The 20,383-nt window shown below is 52.9% G+C and carries 19 protein-coding genes; 1 reads left to right on the top strand and 18 read right to left on the bottom strand.

The annotated features are described in order from the left end of the window. Positions 1 to 315 precede the first annotated feature (315 nt). The 12 genes from Q0482_RS02695 to Q0482_RS02640 form a co-directional block, all read right to left on the bottom strand. Positions 316 to 2,469, bottom strand: coding sequence for a UvrD-helicase domain-containing protein (locus tag Q0482_RS02695; protein ID WP_299143051.1), 2,154 nt, complete (start codon positions 2,467 to 2,469; stop codon positions 316 to 318). A 524-nt stretch (positions 2,470 to 2,993) separates the two neighbouring features. Continuing rightward, the gene (locus tag Q0482_RS02690) at positions 2,994 to 3,422 is read right to left on the bottom strand and encodes an EamA family transporter (RefSeq protein ID WP_299143048.1); all 429 of its coding nucleotides are present in this window, start codon (positions 3,420 to 3,422) and stop codon (positions 2,994 to 2,996) included. Between the two features lie 3 nt (positions 3,423 to 3,425). Continuing rightward, entirely contained in the window at positions 3,426 to 3,860 is a 435-nt protein-coding gene (locus Q0482_RS02685) for a hypothetical protein (protein ID WP_299143045.1), read from the bottom strand. A 595-nt stretch (positions 3,861 to 4,455) separates the two neighbouring features. Further along, on the bottom strand, positions 4,456 to 5,589 hold the full coding sequence (locus tag Q0482_RS02680) for an aminotransferase (protein ID WP_299143042.1): 1,134 nt from the start codon (positions 5,587 to 5,589) through the stop codon (positions 4,456 to 4,458). An 18-nt stretch (positions 5,590 to 5,607) separates the two neighbouring features. Next, positions 5,608 to 6,078 carry a YbaK/EbsC family protein gene (locus tag Q0482_RS02675; protein ID WP_299143040.1) on the bottom strand — a complete coding sequence of 157 codons (471 nt, stop codon included), beginning with the start codon at positions 6,076 to 6,078 and terminating at the stop codon, positions 5,608 to 5,610. A gap of 385 nt (positions 6,079 to 6,463) precedes the next feature. Then, entirely contained in the window at positions 6,464 to 7,114 is a 651-nt protein-coding gene (locus Q0482_RS02670) for a histidine phosphatase family protein (RefSeq protein WP_299143037.1), read from the bottom strand. 273 nt (positions 7,115 to 7,387) lie between these two features. Then, complete coding sequence (locus Q0482_RS02665; RefSeq protein ID WP_299143035.1) at positions 7,388 to 7,957, bottom strand: manganese efflux pump MntP family protein; 570 nt, start codon at positions 7,955 to 7,957, stop codon at positions 7,388 to 7,390. 237 nt (positions 7,958 to 8,194) lie between these two features. Beyond that, the gene (locus tag Q0482_RS02660; protein ID WP_299143033.1) at positions 8,195 to 8,935 is read right to left on the bottom strand and encodes an HAD family phosphatase; all 741 of its coding nucleotides are present in this window, start codon (positions 8,933 to 8,935) and stop codon (positions 8,195 to 8,197) included. After that, complete coding sequence (locus Q0482_RS02655) at positions 8,922 to 9,920, bottom strand: DUF362 domain-containing protein (RefSeq protein WP_299143030.1); 999 nt, start codon at positions 9,918 to 9,920, stop codon at positions 8,922 to 8,924. The genes Q0482_RS02660 and Q0482_RS02655 overlap by 14 nt, the downstream gene beginning before the upstream one ends. A gap of 44 nt (positions 9,921 to 9,964) precedes the next feature. Continuing rightward, entirely contained in the window at positions 9,965 to 10,408 is a 444-nt protein-coding gene (locus Q0482_RS02650; RefSeq protein ID WP_299143027.1) for a cupin domain-containing protein, read from the bottom strand. A 416-nt stretch (positions 10,409 to 10,824) separates the two neighbouring features. Continuing rightward, on the bottom strand, positions 10,825 to 11,832 hold the full coding sequence (locus tag Q0482_RS02645; protein WP_299143024.1) for a TAXI family TRAP transporter solute-binding subunit: 1,008 nt from the start codon (positions 11,830 to 11,832) through the stop codon (positions 10,825 to 10,827). Between the two features lie 75 nt (positions 11,833 to 11,907). Beyond that, entirely contained in the window at positions 11,908 to 13,902 is a 1,995-nt protein-coding gene (locus tag Q0482_RS02640) for a TRAP transporter permease (RefSeq protein ID WP_299143023.1), read from the bottom strand. Between the two features lie 529 nt (positions 13,903 to 14,431). On the opposite strand from Q0482_RS02640, the gene Q0482_RS02635 reads away from it, so the two are divergent. Then, positions 14,432 to 15,805 carry an aminopeptidase gene (locus Q0482_RS02635; RefSeq protein ID WP_299143020.1) on the top strand — a complete coding sequence of 458 codons (1,374 nt, stop codon included), beginning with the start codon at positions 14,432 to 14,434 and terminating at the stop codon, positions 15,803 to 15,805. A gap of 415 nt (positions 15,806 to 16,220) precedes the next feature. Here the strand turns inward: Q0482_RS02635 and Q0482_RS02630 are convergent, their stop codons facing one another. The 6 genes from Q0482_RS02630 to Q0482_RS02605 all read right to left on the bottom strand — a co-directional run. Next, the gene (locus Q0482_RS02630) at positions 16,221 to 16,343 is read right to left on the bottom strand and encodes a hypothetical protein (RefSeq protein ID WP_299143017.1); all 123 of its coding nucleotides are present in this window, start codon (positions 16,341 to 16,343) and stop codon (positions 16,221 to 16,223) included. A gap of 10 nt (positions 16,344 to 16,353) precedes the next feature. Then, a complete protein-coding gene (locus Q0482_RS02625) occupies positions 16,354 to 17,505 on the bottom strand; it encodes a sodium ion-translocating decarboxylase subunit beta (RefSeq protein ID WP_299143014.1) in 1,152 nt (383 codons plus the stop codon). Positions 17,506 to 17,714: 209 nt separating this feature from the next. After that, positions 17,715 to 18,026: a phospho-N-acetylmuramoyl-pentapeptide-transferase gene (locus tag Q0482_RS02620; protein WP_299143011.1), complete on the bottom strand. Its 312-nt coding sequence runs from the start codon at positions 18,024 to 18,026 to the stop codon at positions 17,715 to 17,717. A gap of 400 nt (positions 18,027 to 18,426) precedes the next feature. Continuing rightward, positions 18,427 to 19,551 (bottom strand): sodium ion-translocating decarboxylase subunit beta, encoded by a 1,125-nt coding sequence (locus Q0482_RS02615; protein ID WP_299143009.1) that lies wholly within the window; start codon positions 19,549 to 19,551, stop codon positions 18,427 to 18,429. Positions 19,552 to 19,587: 36 nt separating this feature from the next. After that, positions 19,588 to 19,716 carry an OadG family protein gene (locus Q0482_RS02610; protein WP_273097472.1) on the bottom strand — a complete coding sequence of 43 codons (129 nt, stop codon included), beginning with the start codon at positions 19,714 to 19,716 and terminating at the stop codon, positions 19,588 to 19,590. Positions 19,717 to 19,821: 105 nt separating this feature from the next. After that, the coding region (locus Q0482_RS02605) for an SLC13 family permease (protein ID WP_299143000.1) at positions 19,822 to 20,383 on the bottom strand (562 nt) is incomplete at its 5' end.

Here is a 20,383-nt window from a genome sequence, read left to right as displayed (position 1 = left end):
CCCCTGTTTCAGGGGTGGGTGGCGAGCGCAGCGAGCCGGAAGGGGTCAGCTGCCTACGGCAGCTAATAAAATATGGGCTGTGAAAAAATGATTTATATTTTTTTCACAGCCCCTCCGCCATAGCGGTGAGGATAGGCCTTTCTTCAGCAAAGGCGCCACGGGAGCGGCAATTCACAACCCGCCGGGCAGGCGCTGCCAAGCGTAAGAACTCTTTCCGCCCCCTGAGCGTCAGCGAACCTTTCTACACAATCTGCGGCGCCGGCAGCCCCTTTTCCCCTTCGGGAATGCCGCCTCCCGCCGCCGGCATCTCTATAGTCAAACCTTCACCAGCCTTGCCCTGAAGGCGATATCCCTGGTGGTTTCCATTTTCTCAAAGCGGATGCGGTAGGAATTGTTCTTTTCATCCACCGCCTCAATAATGCCTTCTCCGAATACGGTGTGGCGCACCCGGTCCCCCGGCTGGAAATGACCTTTTTCTCCGTCGTCCTTCAGGTAGGCGCCGGTTCTTTCCACATAGGCCTTTCCTGCTTTCCACAGGGCTTCATTCACCGGCGGATCAAAGCGGAGGTATTTCCTGTCTATATCCAATATGAAGCGGGACGGGAAACGGGGTGTGCCGTCCAGATTGGTCCCTTCCGCCTCCGTCAGGTAGAGAAGATCTTCCGCCCTCGTCATGGCTACGAAGGCAAGGCGTCTTTCTTCTTCCATCCCCCTTTTCGTTCTTGTCTTACGGGACGGGAATATGCCTTCATTCATGCCGCAGAGGAAGACCACCGGAAATTCCAGCCCCTTGGCGGTATGCACCGTCATGAGGCGGACCGCATCCTTTTCCAGCCCTCGGTCCATATTGGAAAAGAGAGCCGCATGCTCCAGGTAGTCGGAAATGGAAGTTTCTTCTCCTGCCGATGCTTCATATTCAAAAATGGACTGTTTCAGCTCTGCCAAGTCATCCAGCCTTTCCTGGCTTCCTTCGGTGCGGAGCATTTCTTCGTAGCCGCTTTCATCCAGAATGGCGGAGAGCACTTCAGACACCTGCTTTCCCATGCTGTCTTTGGCGAAATACTCGATAAGCTCTATGAAATCCACTGCTTTTGTCTTTTTGAAAAGGGGATCCTCTATATTCTGCTTCAGTGCCTCATAAAGGGTCATGTGTCCTTCTTCTGCCTTTTCGGTGAGGAAATCCATGCGGCGCTTTCCTATATTTCTTTTCGGCTTATTTACGATGCGCCGGAAGGCCATATCGTCTTTATAGGCAATCATGCGGAGATAGCAGATGGCGTCCTTGATTTCCATGCGGTCGAAAAACTGGGCTCCGCTGTAAATGGTATAGGGAATATCCGCCTTCAGCAGCGCTTCCTCCAGATTCCGGGTGACGTAGTGGGCCCGGTACAGGATGGCCATGTCGCTGTATTTCCTCCCCGATTCATGAAGCTTTTTGATTTCCTGAGCCGCCGCTTTGGCCTCTTCCCCTCCATTGGCAGCGGGCATGCAGGTCACCATGTGTCCCTTTTTCTTATGAGAAATCAAATCCTTGGGAATGCGGTTTTCATTCCTGCTGATAAGGGAATTGGCAGCGTTCAGGATTTCCGGCGTGGAACGGTAATTATCATTCATCATGATGGTTTTCACATCCGGAAATTCCCGGTCAAAGTGCAAAAGATAGCGCACATCGGCGCCGCGCCAGGTGTAAATGGTCTGGTCCGGATCCCCTACGATGAAAAGATTGTGGTGATAGCCGCAGAGGGCCTTCATGAGCTTGTACTGGAGCGGATCAATGTCCTGAAATTCATCGATCATGATATATTCCAGCCGCTTCTGCCACTTCAGACGGATTTCCTCATTTTCCTCAAAAATATAAAGGGTGAACTTGATGAGGTCATTGTAGTCCAGGGCAAAGCATTTCTTCTCCTGGTACAGGTAGCCGTAGAAAATGATGTCTTCCACCGTAAGGGCCTGGTGGTACTTTTCATACAGAAGGGACAGGGGCATGGCAATCATGTCCTTGTAATACTCCGGCTGCCACACGCACTTCTTCATTTCAATCATATCCCGGGCCTTATTGAAGGGCATATCCCGGAGCGTAAGTCCCCGCTCCTCATAAATCATCTGCAGCATGTCATCAATGTCTGAATTGTCGATGACCAGGAAATTTTTCGGATAGGACACCGCATAGCTGTCCTCCTGCAGCACCGACACGCAGAAGCCGTGGAAGGTATTGATGTACCCCGTATCATTGTCGCCGGTGAGACTGTGAATGCGCCGCGCCATCTCCCGGGCCGACTTGTTTGTAAAAGTGACACAGAGAATATGGCCGGGAAGAATGCCCAGCTCATTCACCAGGTACGCAAACCGGTAAGAAAGAGCCCGCGTCTTCCCGGATCCCGCACCTGCAATGACCCGTACATATCCCTCTGTGGAAGTGACTGCTTCCTTCTGCTTCTCATTCAGCTCATTCCATAAAGTATCCATAGCTGTCCTCCGAACTTATATTCTAAGAGTATTATACAATAGGAGGGGAGATAATAAAAGGGTTCGTTGCCCTTTGGGCAATGAAGGTTCTAAAGTTTGACGGGCCTCTGGCCCGAAGGTTCTTAAGTTTGACACAGCCTACGGCTGTGAGGGTTGTGGTGGCGGCTTCGCCGCATTATAAAAAAGCGCGGCTTTGCTGCGGAGCATTACGGGACTGACTTCTCACCGGATGACATCATCCTGAACGAAGCAAAGAATCTCGTTACCTGCCGTAAGTGACTCATACGATAGCAGCTGCCGGTCAGCGGGAAGGCCCCACCGAACAGCGGATAACGGATAGCTGGTTTCTCCTGCCCCTTGAGCGAAGCGATGCACAGCGAACATGATTTGAAGGAGCGCCAGCGACGCACAAATCATAGTGAGTCGTTTCCCCTGTGGGGACACAACCCTTTTACGCAGCCTGCGGCGTCAGCCGCGCCCCTTATCAGCATACAGGAATGCCGCCTGCTGCCAATGACTCCATCCTACTGCCACACAATGCAGGCAATGCCTGCCAGTGTAAGCACCACCCCTGCCAGCTGGCGGAGCTTCAGTTTTTCTTTATAAAAAAGGGCGCCTGCTGCCATGAGGGCCGCCACGATGAGGCTGTTGGTGAGAATGAAGGATGTCTGCACCGTCCAGCCGGCCCGGTACATGTACACCACCCCCAGCTCAATGCCTACGATGGAAAAGCCCAGTCCCAGGGCCGAAGGATTCCAGGAGAAAATTTCCTTCTTCCTGTTTTCCCCCTTGGGCGCCAGCAGGAAATAGAGGATAAAGGACGCAAAGGAGGCGGAAAGATAGGTCAACACCAGCGCTGTCAAAGGATGGATGCCGGTGGAGATTTCCTTTACCCCCACCTGGTAGGCAGTGCTGCAGAATACAATAAGCCCGATGGGCCACCAGAATTTCATAGGTCACCTCACGATACAGAACATACCCGCCGCAGCCAGCAGCACCCCCAGGTACTGGATGCCCCGCAGGGATTCGCCATACATCACATGGCCCACCACAAGGAGGGCCACAATGGCCAGGGCGGTGTATACAAGAAATCCGATATTCATGGGCCAGCCCACCCGGTACATATAAATGGAGCCCACCTCCAGCCCCGTAATGGAAAGGCCCACCAGGAGGGCCGCCGGATGGGGCGGGAAAATTTCCTGAAGAATATGGCCTTCCGGTACCATGATTTCAAAAAGAAGGGCGCAGAGAAAAGCGCTCACCAGGTACGTCATCCCCAGTGCCGCCAGCGGACTTCTGCGGGAAGAAAGTTTCCTCGCACAGACCTGGTAGAAAACGTCTGCAAAAACTACAAGAAGTACAGGCCACCACAGGGCAAATAAATGATTCATAAGTCCTCGCTGATATAAAAAAAGTGCTTCCTTCATTTCTCCCGGCCTGCCGGCCGTACCTGCGGAAATGAAGAAAACACCTGGATGATTCCAAGTCCGCCCCACCCGGTGGCGGATCAGTATGTATGTATTATAGCATATGGAGGGCGGCTTCGCCGCCCCGGGTTCAAAGGGTTCAGAGGGTTCCCCCCATTGATATTGTGCCCCCGCTTGCGGGGTGGCAAGGGAACACGATTCGTAGGGGAGCGTCAGCGACCTGAGAATCGTGTGACACGCTTCCCACCGGGGCAAAGGTGGTGGCGGCAGCCACCAAAGGGGGCGCCGCCGGCAGGCGGCATTCATATTGTCGCCGAAGGCGCCCACTTTGCCTCCATGGAGTGGGTCTTGATAACTATCTCTGAACCCATTTGCATTGAGGAGTTCAACCTTCTGATGTCTGCCGTCTGACAGTCTCACGTCTTCCCGCCGACCGGTATTTATCAGCGTTTGTCCCACTGCCTCCACGCGCTGAGATTCTTCGCTCCGCTCAGGATGACAGCCTCCGGCGGACAGCGGACAGCCGATAGCAGCTTCAACCAGCCACCAGCCCACCAGCTCACTCCTTCTCCAGTCTCCTGAAGAATTCACTGACCGCTTCCAGTCCCTTCGCCAGTTTTTCTCCGTCATGGCCGTAACCTACGCGGAAGGAGGAGGGTTCTTCGAAGCAGTCTCCCGGCACGGCAAAAGCGCCGGTTTCATAGTACATGCGGTGGCAGAACAGGGAGGAGGGCATGTCCATGTCATAATATATCAGGGCCATGGTGCCTGCCTTTGGTTTGACGAAAGATACGTGCTTTTCTTCCTCCACCCATCTTTCCAGGACAGGCAGGTTATGGCGAAGGATGGCCCTGTTTCTCTCCAGTATTTTCTCCTTATGATGAAGGGCCAGGGCAGCCACCGATTCATCGAAGAGACTGCAGCTCACCAGGTCATAGTCCCTTACCCGCCGGAACTGGGAGAGGGCCGCCTTGTCCCTTGTGGCCAGCCATCCCAGCCGAAGGCCTGCCAGGGAGAAGGCCTTGGACATGGAGCCGGTAGCAATGCCCTTTTCGTACAGGTCTGCCACCGAAGGACAGCTGTCTTCTTCCTTCTGGGAAACACCGGCATACACTTCGTCACAGAAAAGGTAGGCCCCTGCATTTCTTGCAATTTCCACGATTTCTTCCATCATGTCTTTGGGAATGATGGAGCCGGTGGGGTTATTGGGGTTGTTGAGGCAGATCATACGCACGCCCCGCCGGGCTGCCTGTTTAAGTTCCTCCAGATCCGGCAGGTACCCCTTTTCCTTTTTCAGATGGAGCACCGTCACCTGGGCTCCCAGGGACCGGGGCGCCGAATAAAACTGCTGGTAGCTGGGGGCATAGGCAATGACCCGGTCGCCGGGGCGGATGAGGGAAAAGAAAATATGCTGGTTGCCGCCGGTGGCGCCATGTTCCGTCAGGATTTCATCAGGGGAAATATGTTCATAGAGATGGGAAATTTCCTCCTTCAACTTCCTGTCCCCCCAGATGGAGCCATAGGTCTGTTCCCTTTTGAAAAAGGTTTCCATGAAATCCTGCCGGTCCTCGCCGGAAAGGGTAAAAAGTTCATCCAGAGTAAGAGGCTTGGCACAGGTATCGGTAATATTGTACTTCGCCCCTTCCTCATACCTGTCCATCCAGTCTTCTACGCCAAACTGCTCAACAATCATATGCTTCTCCCTTTCCTTTTATTCCCAGTTCTTGCACACATCCACCCATCCCCTGGACCGAGATGATTTTTCCAGTTCCTCCAGAGTCAGCTTCACGGCGCTGTGGTCCGTGCCTGCCGCCGGATACACGATGTCGAAACGTTTCATGGACACATCCAGGTACACCGGCACCGTGTCCGGCAGGTCGAAAGGACATACGCCGCCGGGCCTGTGGCCGATATACTTTTCGCAGTCTGCGCCTGGAATCATTTTTGCCTTCTTATGGAAGGTTTCCTTGAATTTATGGTTATCCACCCGGGCATCGCCGGCCACCACCACGATAAGGGGTGTGTCGTCCAGAAGGAAGGACATGGTTTTGGCAATCCGCGCCTCTTCCGTTCCAAGCGCCTGGGCTGCCAGTGCTACGGTGGCACTGGAATCCTTCAAATCAATGCACCGGTCAGCAAGACCGAAGGGCGCCAGATAGTTTTTTACTCTTTCAAAGGACATAAGAAATCTCCCTTCCTGCACAGTAATCTTCCCATAATGTATTACTATACCACGAAGGGAGAGCCCTTTTCAATGAAAAGGGGCTGTGAAAAAATGTAGAAATGACACCGCTGCCACTCCACCTCACTGTCATTTCGACCGCAACGCAGTGGAGTGGAGAAATCCCACGTCCTAATGGCACAAGCGGCATGGTGGCAGGAGATTTCTCGGCTCAGAGCCTCAATAGAACAAAAGGCATGATCATCCATAGCCACATGCAGCATCGCTCGAAATGACGTAGAGGCAGGAAGCAGACTGTCATTTGTCCAATTTCTGTAAAAATTTATGTATACAAAAGGGACTGTGAAAAAATGTGATTTTTTTCACAGCCCCCTGCTTGCTGTAATCAATCTTTCACCCTGCCGAAGGGCACCTTCATTTTCAGCCTGCCCGGAATATAATCATCCCTGCCCCATTCGGCAATATGCATGGAGCCCTCTGCCCCCGCTTCCACCCGGCACAGGGCGCAGTTTCCAATGGGATGCTTCCATAAATCATTCAGGGGATACCCGGCGATTTTGAAAAGGATGGTGCTGAGGCAGCCCATATGGCTCACCAGAAGGATGGTTTTCCCTTCTTCCCTGTGAACCATGGCTATAAAGGCCTTCCATGCCCGCTCCTGCACCTGGCGGAAAGTCTCCCCGCTGTCAATATGCACATCCCCCGGGCTGCTCCTCCAGATATCATACTGTCCCGGATAGAGCACATCCATTTCATCCGGCGTATGGCCGTCCCACTTTCCCAGGTCGATTTCCATAAATCCCTTTTCCTCAATCAGCGGGATATTCCTTGTTCCCCTTATGATTTCCGCCGTCTTTTCCGCCCGCGAAAGGGGACTGGTGTAAATCACATCAAAGGGTACGTCTGCCAGCGCCTTTGCCGCATAGGATGCCTGCTCCCTGCCCCTTTCGTTCAAAGGGATGTCACTCCGCCCCTGCATGCGGTGCGCCCCGTTCCAGTCCGTCTCTCCATGCCGTACCATGTATACCGTCGTCATAGCCTGCCTCCTTTGATTCTATCATACCACGTTTTCCCTCCGGATACCTGAGAGACCATAAAAAGGGTTCAGAGGGTTCAGAGGGTTCAAAGGGTTCAAAGGGTTGTGTAGAAGGTTCTTAAGCCTAATGCGCCTGCCGCTGGCGCGGCGCCTTTGCTGCGCAAAGGCCTATCCTCACCGCTATGGCGGAGCTCCTTCCAAAGGAAGGAGCCTGCTTTACGTGCTCTTTCCCGCCGGACAGCCTTTTCCCCGCCGCCATTGACGCAGACTCTCTCACGCCGAGAAGAATATTTCCAGTCCGATGCCCATGAGGATGAAACCTCCTACGATGGTGGCCTTGTCTGCCAGCTTCATGCCGAAGCGGCGGCCCAGGACGATGCCGGAAAGGCAGATGAGGAAGGTCACCAGGCCGATAATAAAGGAGGATACTACTGCCTGTGTCATACCGTAGGAAGCGATAGTGAAGCCTACGGACAGGGCGTCCATGGAGGTGGCCAGACCCTGGATGAGAAGGCACTTGAAATCCGTTTCCGGGCACACTTCTTCCTCCTGTCCCGAAAAGCCATCCTTCACCATGAGGATTCCCAGGGTGAAGAGAAGCACCAGGGCAATCCAGGGGATGAAGGGCAGCACGCTCCGGAAGATATCCACGATCCAGTGGACACAGATCCACCCCACAAGGGGCATGAGGAACTGGAAGAAGCCGAAGGTGCCTGCAATGATGGCCATTTTCCTCTTTTTCATGTAAGGCTCATGAATGCCGTTGGCCAGGGAAACAGAAAAGGCGTCCATGGCAAGGGCCGCCCCCAGAAGCACACTGTTAGCAAGAAATAAAAAATCCATAGTACCACTTCCTCATAAGAATGCCCTCACGAAGCCAACAAAAAAGAGACTCCGTGCAGGTAAAAACCATACACGTGAGTCTCGCAATTTCAAGGAAAGCCAGGCAATGCCAGTATGTTGACTTACTCCACAGGGTGGCTGCTACTCCCTCACTTATTGAGAATCATACCATTTCCCTTCCCTCTTGTCAAAGGAAACAGGCGGTAATCACGGATTTTCTTTAATCGAAATATATTCTCAATTAGGCGGTTTTTCCATTTCCTTCAGCACCTCATCCCAGCTGTCATACCAGGCATAGGCCAACTTCCGGATGGCTTCCCCGTCCTTTTCGGAATACCTGTCATAAATGGCGCCTGATGGAATGCCTGCTGCCCTGGCCGCCTCCACCCCTGCCAGGGAGTCTTCGAAAATGAAGCAGTCTTCCTTCATAAGGCCCAGGTCTGCCATCAGCTTTTCATGCACCTCCGGCGACGGCTTAATGGAAGAAACATCCTCTCTTGTATAAATGGCAGTGAAATACCTGTCCAGCGGCGCTTTCTTCCGGATATTATCATTCAGGCTGCGGTAAATATCCATATTGGCCCTTTTGGTGGTGGTGGCAATGACCAGAATCTTTCCCAGGCTGTGGAGCTTTTTGATGGCCTCCGGCGCCCCGTCCTTGTAGTCCACCCTATGGATGAGGAAATCCCGAGAAATTTCGTAGCGTTTCCGGAAGACCTCTTCCCCGCTCCAGGAGCATCCGCAGTGACGGGCCAGGGCAAGGCAGTAGGAGAGATAGGGGTTCTCGTCATTCCCGTGGGCAGCCAGAAAGCTGTCCCGTCTTCTCCCCACCGCCATTTCTTCCTCCGCCGGCCCGCCCATGGCGTCCATAAGGGCCTGATCCACCTGGTTCCATATGCCTATGGAGTCGATAAGGGTGCCGTCCATGTCAAAGATAACGGCCCTGGCTCCAAGAAGGAGGTTCTTATTCTTTTCCAAAGGGCTTCACTCCTGCCACCGCTTCCTTGGCATCAATCCGCTTTTCGCCATTGTCCACGTCGATTAATACATAGCGATCATTACCCATGCCCATTTCCTTCATATAAGTGAGCTGGCGAAGGCCGTGGCGGGACTCCATCCGTTCCACCAGGTCATGATGGTCTTCTTCCTTCATGGCATACACCATGTCCACGGAAGCCTGGTCGATGGAGAGAATATCCAGGGAAGCCAGGATGCCCACGTTCGGCGTCACTACGGGCATGGCATTCACCCCTTCGCAGTCGCAGGATACGGACATATTCCGCATGACGTTGATGAAGGCGATGTGTTTTCCAAAATAATCTACAGTCGCTTTGGAAGATTCGGTAATCCTTTCCATGAATTCTTCCTTGGCGATGGACCACTGATCCTGACCGGGCCAGGTATGAATCATGGCCTTGCCGATACGGCCGTCGGCGCAGCCGATGCCGATATTCTTATTGGAACCGCCGAAGCCGCCCTGCACATGGCCCTTGAAATGGGTAAGCACCAGCATGGAGTCATAATTCGTCTGGTGGCTGCCTACGGACATTTCCGTAAACCATTTGCCTCCCTTTACCGGAAGCATGACAGTCCCTTCCTCGTCCATAATATCCACCGGTGCAAAGGTCCAGCCATTCACCTCCAGGGTCTTCCTGTGGTCTTCCGTGGTATACCGGTCGCCGTCGTAGTAGGTATTGGTTTCCACGATGGTGCCTTCAGGAATGTCTTTTTCCATGAGCGCCTTCACCCAGGGCCGGGGAATGATATTGGGGCCATGCTGCTCTCCCGTATGAAGTTTCACCGCCACTTTACCGGTGAGATTCTCATTGATTTTCTCATACATACGGATGAGTCCTGACGCCGATAAATCACGGGTGAAATAGACAATGGACTCATTGCCCGTCCTTTCTGCATAGGGAATATAATGGTCTCCGCCAATGCCTGCTTTTTTTTCTTTTTCCATTTCATTTTCCTCCATAAGACTGCTCGGGGAAGCAGCAGGCCCTCCTACTTTTCGTCCAGAAAGCGTGCCGCCTCCGGATTCTTCCTGATTTCCCGAATATCCTCCTCTGTGGGATAGACGGGGATGTCCCGGTCATGGTTCACAAGGCAGAGGAATCCAAGAATGTCTCCCATGTCCGCCTTGAACTGATGCCATTCCCAGGGAGCGATGGTGATGAAATCTCCTTCATGGACTTCCACCACCCGGTTTCCCAGAAGGGCATGGCCTTTCCCTTTGAAAATCATGACTGCATGCATGTGCTCATGATGTTCAAAGGAAGAAAAGCCTCCCTTTTCCACCTGGAAATAGCGGAACTGCACCGGAAGATCCGCTTCGTTATCAAAAAGAACCTGTTTGGTCACATCCCGGAATACGCCGGGATTTTCCTTGTAAATGTGGGGCTCAATGCCGTCCCATCTGTTTTTGTCCTGATGAAATCGATGTATCATATGTCCTCCTGTTCTTTCATTATTTTATCATAGACAGGAAAGAGTCGGTAAAGGTTTCATCTCCTTCATTATAGAAAGTGAAAGTGGACTTTAGTCAAGGGGAGGGATGGGTGAGCCGCGCATAATCGTGATGATAAGTTTCCTATTCGACGTGGCACCGCTTACTTTCATACCGGCAGGAAACTGTTTGCGAATGGTTTCCTATTCGATGTGGCACCACTGCAATTCATCTCGACAGGAAACTGTTTGCGGAAAGTTTCCTGTCCTACGTGACACCGCTGCGTTTCATACCGACAGGAAACTATTCGCGAGTGGTTTCCTGTACACCATGACACTGCTGCAATTCATACAGGCAGGAAACTTTCAGACAAGCAGCAAAAAACGCCGCCGTGAGGCAGCGTTTTCCATTTGACCGATTATTTCAGCACTCCGATTTCCCTGTAGTACTTTTCAGCGCCCGGATGGAGGGGTACGCCTGCAATGTCTTTCACTGCATTTTCAGCGGTGAGGCCTTTCAGGTTCTTCTGGGACTGGCCCATTTCATCCATGTGTTCCCAGAGGGTCTTGGTGAGCTGGTAAACCACGTCATCCGGCAGGTCGCCGCGGCAGAACATAACCATCTTAATGGCAGAGGTCTGTACGTCCTTGTCCTGGTTGGGGTAGGTGCCTGCTTTGATGGTGTACTTGGTGTACCAGGGGTACTTGGCCTTCAGCGTATCCATGAGGGTATCGTCAATAGGTACCAGGTGGGCGCCGCTGGTGAGGGCCTGGGTGACGGCGGAAGCGGGAGCGCCGGACATAATCCAGGCGCCGTCGATGGAGCCGTTCTGCAGCATGTCTGCCGCATCGCCGAAGGTAATGTATTCCGCTTTAATATCATCGGGGAACTTCATGCCTGCGGCGGTGAGATGGGCTTCCGCTTCGTTGTACACGGAAGAACCGGCGGAAGCGACCGCAAAATGCTTGCCTTTGATATCCTGGATGTTTTCAATGCCGGAATTGGCGCTGGCCACCACCTGGTTCGGGTTGAGGTAGAGACCGCCGATAACCTTCAGATCCGGATAAGCATGGTCCTTGAAGGTGTCCAGTCCCTTGTAGCACTGATACACGTTGCTGGCAATGGCAATGGATACCTGGGCTTCCCCGTCGGAAACCATGTTCAGGTTTTCAATGCCGCCGGCAGAGGCCTGGCTGGCTGCCTGTACGCCGGGTACATTATTGCTCCACATATTGGTAATAGCTGCGCCTACTGCATAGAGTGCACCGGAGGCTCCGGCGGTGGGGAAATTAATTTTCAGCGTCTGCCCTGCTGCCGGTTTGGCACTTCCGCCTGCCTTCTTATCATCTCCGCATCCTGCAAAGGCGCCTGCCATCACCATAGCCGCCATGGATACTGCCAATACTTTCTTCCAGTTTTTCATCATGTTTCCTCCCTTACTGCAATTCTTCCTTTATAAATGACAGCGCAAACGATACACTGCATCGCATGGCTGTGATTTCTATGCTGCTTCTATTTCTTTTTCCTTATTCCTCTTCATCCACTGGTAAATGCATACTGCTGCAATGCCTGCCGCTCCGGCCGCATCGGTTAAGATGCCGGGAAGGAGCAGGAATGGCGATGAAGCGATGAGGATGATCCTTTCCACCATGCTGCAGCGGCGGATAATCCATCCCTCCAGCCCCGCCACCAGGGCAAAGGTGCCTACCATGGCAGTAAACACAGCCCAGCCTGTATCAAAAAGGGTGGCTGTTTTGGACACGCCGATGAGGAGCACCGGATTATCCAGGAAAAAGAAGGGAATAATAAATCCGATGAGCCCCAGGCGCACCGCCCAGAGGCCCGTCTTCGTCTGGTCCGAATCCGCAATACCGGAAGCCACATAGGCGGACATGGCCACCGGCGGGGTGATATTGGACAGGCAGGCATAAATGAGGCAGAACAGGTGGGCAATGAGGGGAAGGGCCCCTGCTTTAATGAGCACCGGCACCGCTACCGCCTGCACGATAACGTAAGCCGCAACGCCGGGAACGCCCATTCCGAGGATGGCGGACATGATCATCACCAGGAAACCTGCCAGATAAATGCTGCCTCCGTTCACCACGGAAAGGATGAGGTAGCCCATGTTGAGCCCCAGGGATGTAAGAGTTACCGTACCGATGATAACGCCGATGATAACGCAGCATACGCCTACGGAAATGGCACTTCTTGCCCCTTCCACCACCGCCGCCAGGATTTTATCCGGCGTCATGCGGGTTTCTTTTCTAAGCCAGCTGGCTCCGATGGTGACGAAAATGGAAATCACTGCTGCATAAAGGGGCGTGAAACCTGCAAACATGAGACCGATAAGACTGATGAGTGGCAGCACCAGATGGCCCTGCTCCTTGATAACCTTCATGGCGTCAGGAATATTTTCCTTGGCAATGCCCGAAAGGCCCAGCCTTTTCGCTTCAAAATGAACGGCAAAGAGCAGACCGATATAGTACAGAAGCGCCGGCGTCACCGAAGCCAGAGCCACATAGGTATAGGACAGATTCAGGAATTCCGCCATCACGAAACCCACGGCCCCCATAATAGGCGGCGTGAACTGGCCGCCGGTGGAAGCCACCGCTTCTACGGCGCCGGCGAATTCCTTCTTGTAGCCGGTGCGCTTCATCAAAGGAATGGTAATGGTGCCGGTGGTTGCCACATTGGCAATGGCGGAACCGTTGATCATGCCCATGAGCCCCGAGGCAATGACTGCCACCTTGGCAGGGCCGCCGGATGTGCGTCCCACCAGGGTAAGGGAAAAATCATTAATGAAATGGGAAAATCCGCTATATTTCAAAAAGGCGCCGAATACGACGAAAAGGAAAATATAGGTAGCCGATACGCCGATACCGGTGCCCAGAAGGCCCTGGGTGCCCCAGAACTGGGTAATGAGCACACGTTTCAGCGTAAAGCCGTTGTGCCCCAAGTACCCCGGCAGGTAAGCGCCGAACCAGTTATAAGCCAGGAAAAGGGCCGCCAGGATGGCCAGATTTCCCGACGCCCTCCTTGCCGCTTCAAAGACGCAGATCAATGCCACAAAGGCGATTCCGATTTCCAGATTGTTAATCCTTCCGCCGGTCTGGGCAATGCGGGTGTAGTTAAAAATCAGGTAAAGGAAAGACCCCACGGAGCCCAGGATAAAGAACCAGTCCCACAGTGGCGGCAGCTTTCTCCGCCGCTTTTCCTTCTTATACGTAGGAAATAAAAGAAATGTAAACAGCAGAAGAAAAATACAGTGAATGGCACGAAGATTAATGGCACTGATAGCGCCGATGGTGGTGAAATAGAGCTGGAACGCCGTCCACACACATAAAAGGACCACGATGGCCTTTCCCAGAGGGCCGTCATAAATCCTCATGCGGGAATCGGCATCCTTGTCCTCCAGCATCTTCTGAGCCTTCCTGTCCAGCTCCGCTTTCGTCCCTTCCACATCTTCCAGACGGACGTCTGCTTTGTCATTGTTCATTTGTCAAAACTCCTCCCAAACTTCTATCCTCCGTCAAGCAGGCCTGCCCAACACCGGGCAGCCCTATTTTTCCGAAAGTAATTAATGAAAGTATATCACGAAAGGAAATCAGATGCCAGTGGGGGCAGTGATACGCCCTTTGGGTGCAAAGGTTCAAAGGGGAAGGTGGACGGCCCTTCGGGCCGAGGGTTCCAAGGGTTCTGAAGTTTGACGCAGCCTGCGGCTGCGAGGGTTATGGATTGCCTTCGGCAATGAATATATATGCCGCTCTGCGGCAGGCGTTACGGGATTACCTTCCTGCCCCACCGTCATCGTGAGCGCCAGCGAAGGATCTCCGTATGTGCCGTTAGTATCTCTGCCCAGGGAAGCTGATCTCCGACAGCCGGGAGCCGACAGCCGGAAGCTGGAAGCCGACAGCTTCTGACAGCTTCTATCGTCTAATTTCTATCTTCTAACTTCTATCGTCTATCTTCTAATTTGTAGTATAATAATAAATGTGATAATTATTCTCTATTACAGGAGGTTCCCTATGAAAGAAACATACAGCAGAACAAAGTCCGTATGGCAGCGCATGAATAAGAAAGAGCGCCAGTCCGTTATGGATTACGGTGAAAAATACAAAGCTTTCCTTGACACCGCCCGCACCGAACGGCTGGCTGCCGCTGAAATCATCCGCCAGGCAGAGGAAAAGGGATTCAAGCCGGTATACGACATGAAATCCCTGAAGCCGGGGGACAAGGTGTACTGGAACCAGAAGGGCAAGTCCGTCATTCTGGCAGTGATTGGTCAGGAACCGGTGCATGAGGGCATTAAAATCGTGGGTTCCCACATCGACTCCCCCCGTCTGGACCTGAAAGCCAATCCGGTTCACGAGCAGGAAGGGGTAGTCTACTTCCGCACCCATTATTACGGCGGCATTAAGAAATACCAGTGGCCCACCATTCCCCTGGCCCTCATCGGCGTCATTTATACAAGAGACGGAAAGAAAGTGGAAATTAATGTGGGCATGAAGGAAGGAGACCCCATTTTCTACGTATCGGACCTCCTCATCCACATGGCCCAGGACCAGATGAAGAAACCCCTTGCCGAAGGCATTACCGGTGAACAGCTGCAGGCCATTGCCTGGACCAATGCAGAAGGAAAAGCAAAGCCGAAGGAAGTCTTCATGAAATGGCTGAAAGACACCTACGGCATTGAAGAAGAAGACTTTGCCACCGCTGAACTGGAACTGGTGCCTGCCACCAAGAGCCGGGACGTGGGATTCGACCGCTCCCTCATCGCCTCCTACGGCCAGGATGACCGGGTATGCTCCTACGCCAACCTGGAAGCCATTCTGGACGCCAAGCCCGGCGTAAAGACCCAGGCCGCCCTCCTCACGGACAAGGAAGAAATCGGCTCCTACGGCAACACAGGCATGGAATCCTCCTACTTTGTGAAATTCGTGATGAAGCTCCTTTCCCTCCAGGGACAGAACACTATCCTTGATTTCTATGAAACCATGGAAAACAGTGAAATGCTTTCCGCTGACGTGAACTCCTGCCTGGATCCCATGTTCCCGGAAGTGTCGGAAAAGGACAACGCTTCCTTCATGGGCTACGGCATCAACCTCACCAAGTACGGCGGTGCCAGAGGCAAAGCCGGCAGCAACGATGCCAACGCTGAATTCCTGCAGAAAATCCGCACCATCTTCAACGAAGCCGGCGTATGCTGGCAGATTGGTGAACTGGGCAAGGTAGACCAGGGCGGCGGCGGCACCATCGCCTTCATGATGGCCGACTGGGGCGCTGAAGTCGTGGACTGCGGCACAGCCATGCTCTCCATGCACTCCCCCTATGACCTCCTCTCCAAAGCCGATGCCTACGAAACCTACCTGGCCTACAAGGCATTCTTTGAAAGTAAATAAAAAAGCAATCAAAAAAACGGCGCTTCGGCACCGTTTTTTTGATTACTTTTCAGTATGTGCGGTTGTTCTATCTTTTCAGCCTTCTTTGCAAAGTAAACGCAGCCCTTCTATATAACCTTCAGCTCGTACGGAAGCACCGGACTGTCTCCCCTGCCCGCCAGAGGCGGGAGCCCCCTTCAGCATCGGGAATACAGCCTATCCCATGTCTGACGTCTGCTGTCTTCCCGCCGACCGGTATTGACCCCGCAAAAAGGCCATACCGTCTTGTACCGAGATCCTTCGCTGCCGCTCAGGATGACGGCATCCAGCAGGTAGGTGCGTATCGGACAGCGGACAGCGGATAGCGGACAGCCGTTTACCTATCCCCCTGTCCTGCTTTCCCACTTTCCCACTTTCCCACTGTCACACTGTCACACTATTTCCTTTCGGGAAATACCCGATTCAGCAGATAGGTCAGCCCTGCAAACACAGCCATCACCACGAAAAGAAGGGGGTAGGCGATAACCATCAAAGCCACCGATGATTCTACACTTGTCATAATTTCCTCCTTATCCTAATACCGGAATCAAAGCCAGCACCAGACCGCCGGCAACCACCGATGCCACCTGGCCAGCCACGTTGACGCCCATGGCGTGCTGGATAATATAGTTAGACGGATCCTCCTTCAGCGCCATTTTCGCAATCACCCGTCCCGACATGGGGAAAGCGGAAATGCCGCAGGCACCGATCATGGGGTTGATTTTCTTTTTCAGAAAAAGATTGGCCAGCTTGGCAAAAAGCACGCCGCCTACGGTGTCAAATACAAAGGCCACAGCACCCAGCGCCAGGATTTTGAGGACGTCCAGGGTGAGGATATTTTCCGCCGTCATGGTGGCACCTACAGTGATCCCCAGAAGGAGGGTCACCAGATTGGACAGCTCATTCTGCGCCGCATTGGACAAAGAGTCGGTTACACCGGACACCTTAATCAGGTTGCCAAACATGAGGGCGCCGATGAGGGGCACGGAAATAGGCGCCAGAATGCCTGCAATAAAAACCACCATCAGGGGAAACAGGAAACGGGCTGTCCAGGAAACAGGCTTCTCCGCCTTGAAGGGCATGCGGATCATGCGCTCCTTCTTCGTGGTCAGCAGCTTCACAATAGGCGGCTGAATAATAGGCACCAGAGACATGTAGCAGAAAGCCGTCACCGTCAGCGGCGCCAGGAGATTCGTGGCAAACTTCTGGGCCACGAAGATGGTGGTGGGGCCGTCTGCGGCACCGATGATACCGATGGATGCAGCCTCATTGAAGGGGAATCCCGCAAAAGAAGCCAGAAGGGCAGCCGCAAAAATGCCGAAATGGGCAGCTGCCGCAAAGAGCATGACATAGGGAGCGCGGATGAGGGGGTCAAACTCGCACATGGCTCCGACCGCGATGAAAATCAGCACCGGGAAAAGCTCATTGGCAATGCCTGCCTCATAGAGCACGGACAGGAAGCCCGGCTCCCCGCCTGCCGCAGGAATCACCGCAAAGTGACCGGGAATATTGGCCAGAATACAGCCCACCCCCATGGGGAAAAGAAGCATGGGCTCATAATCCTTCTTCACCCCCAGATAAATGAGGAGCCCGCCGATGAGGAACATCATCCATACGGAAATATCCCCCATGCCCATGACCCCGCTGAACAACTCATTTGCAATACTCTCCCAGGCTGTCATTGAAACCTCCTAAATGAATAAAAATGCAAAATATTTTTCATGAATCCTTTTTCCTTTCTTCCAATCCCTTGGAAAAGCAATAACCTGTAATGCATGAATTATTTTTAAAAAAAAGACCTGACATTTTTCAATGCCAGGTCCTTCAATCAGGATGAATTTCCTACCCCTGTGCCATACGCAGGAAACAAAATATAAAGTTATCTTTTATATTATAGATTATAACCGAAAACAGGAAGAATGACAAATACAAGAATGGCCCAGATAATGCCGGAGCCGATAAAGATGCCCGCCGTAATGGCAAAGCCCTGTTTGGAATTCGGCACTCCCAAAAGGCTGAAATTGCCAAATACACCGCGGCGCACCATAAAGCCATTGGACTTCCGCTGGCGGAACCACTTCAGTTTATTCTCCTGTCCGATACTGTAAGCCACAATAATAGCCACAATGGACGCCACCAGCCAGTAAAGCAGGAAACGGGCTGCGCTGAAATCATGTACATCAGATAAATCAATTAGCTGCATAATTAAGACTCCTTATCAAGTGTAATGATATCAGCATTTGAGAGAGAATGCAAGGGGATAATCAAGGGGGCTGCTGCCGCCCTTTATATTCCGCGCCCGAAGGGCGCCGCCTCAACCCTCACGCCGAAGGCATGTCCAACCTGGGAACCTTTTCCACAACCCTTCTACACAACCCGCCTGCGCCAGCAGGCCACAACCTGCGGCGAAGCCGCGCCCCTTTCCCCTTTATATTCGGCGCCCGAAAGGCGCCACCTCAACCCTCACGCAGAAGGCGTGTCCAACCTGAGAACCTTCGCCCGCAAAGCGGGCGTCAAACTTCAGCCCCTTGCTTTCCGAAGGAAAGCATCAAAAAAGCACCCTCCTTCGAGAGTGCTTTTCTTGACAGATTTCTGAAAGGAAATCAGCCTCCGAACTGTGCCAGCATGGTGCCTGCAGCAACTGCAGTACCGATAACGCCTGCTACGTTCGGGCCCATAGCCTGCATGAGCAGGTAGTTGGACGGGTTGTCTTTCAGACCTACAATCTGGGATACGCGGGCTGCCATTGGTACGGCAGATACGCCTGCGGAACCGATCAGCGGGTTCACCTTGTTGCCGGATGCAATTCTCATGATCTGGCCGAAGAGTACGCCGCCTGCGGTGCCTGCTGCGAATGCAACGAGGCCCAGGAAAATGATTTCAATGGTCTGGAGACGAAGGAATTTATCACCGGTCATGGTGAGGCCTGTGCCGGTTGCCAGGAAAATGGTAACGATGTTGCACAGTGCGTTCTGTGCGGTATCAGACAGACGGGCGGTTACGCCGGAAACTTCAAACAGGTTGCCCAGGCAGAGCATGCCCATGAGAGCTGCTACCGGCGGGAGCAGCAGGGATACCACGATGGAAACGACAATGGGGAATGCCACCTTTTCGAAGTGGGTTACAGGACGAAGGTTGGTCATTCTGATTTTTCTCTGTTCCTTGGTGGTGAACAGCTTCATGATTGGCGGCTGAATCAGCGGCACCAGGGACATGTAGGAGTAAGCTGCTACGGCTACGGCACCGAGAAGGTGAGGAGCCAGTTTGGAAGTCAGATAAATGGAGGTCGGGCCGTCAGCGCCACCGATGATACCGATGGAAGCTGCTTCCTGCACATTGAAGCCCAGAAGCATAGCGCCGGCCAGTGCTACGAATACGCCGATCTGGGCAGCAGCACCAAGGAGCATGGTCTTCGGGTTAGCGATGAGAGGACCAAAGTCGGTCATAGCGCCTACGCCCATGAAAATCAGCGGCGGGAAAATTTCATACTTAATACCAAATCCAATAGCCATCATAACGCCCATATCGGTTTCAAAACCGGTATTCGGGAAGTTGGCCATAATATCGCCGAAGGCGATGGGCATCAGCAGAAGAGGTTCGTATTCTTTTGCGATTGCCAGATAAAGCAGGACAATGCCTACCAGAATCATAATGATGTTTTCGATGGTGAGGGCGGCAAAGCCGGAGTCAGTCCATACGGAAACAAGTGCTCTCATGAAGCCATCCATATTTGTATCCTCCTAGTCTAAATGGTTATGTTTTACTTATTTCTTCTTGTTCTTGGTGGGATCCACAATGTGAATCAGCTGGATAACGAAGGCAAGGAAAATCAAAACAGCAAATACGATAACCATGTTGGTGAGACAAATGGAAAGCGGGCTTGGAGATGCCATGTACTAATCCACCTTTCTTTATATACAGCCTTTGGAAAAAGATTTCCATCCCGCCCTGGGCGGGGCGGAAATCTTTTTTCATAAGGCATAACGGACTCCGGGCTTTTATCCCGGGAAGAATGGCCAGAAAATCGGGATGATTGCAACGCTTGCGATGAATGTAATCAGGCAGAGCGGAACGCCGACTTTGACATAGTCATTGAAAGAGAATCCGCCGGGGCCCAGTACCAGGGTGTTTGGCGGAGTAGCCATTGGTGTTGCAAAGGCCATGGATGCTGCGATACCGATGGACATAAGTACCGGTTTCGGGTCAGCGCCGATGGACTGGGCAATGGAAATACCAATTGGTGCAAGAAGTGCTGCAGATGCAGTGTTACTCATGAACTGGGTCAGTACGTTGGAAATCAGGTACAGTACAGCGCAGAGAACGATGGGGTTCGGGTTTTCACCCATCATGCCTACTACGGTGTCGGCAATCAGTTTGCCTGCGCCTGTCTTATCCATAGCGGTAGCTACGGAAAGCATGCCGGCGAACAGGAAAATGGTTACCCAGTCGATACCTGCATAAGCTTCCTTTTCTTTCAGGCAGCCGGTGATGACGCAGAGAATGGCGCCGGTAACGGCAGCGGTCTGAAGAGGAACGGTCTTGAGGTTCAGAGCCATAGCA

This window comes from uncultured Dialister sp. (assembly GCF_937959425.1).
Taxonomy (GTDB): domain Bacteria; phylum Bacillota; class Negativicutes; order Veillonellales; family Dialisteraceae; genus Dialister.
The sequence above is the reverse complement of the archived record's forward strand: the minus strand, read 5'-3'. Positions and strand labels throughout refer to the sequence as shown.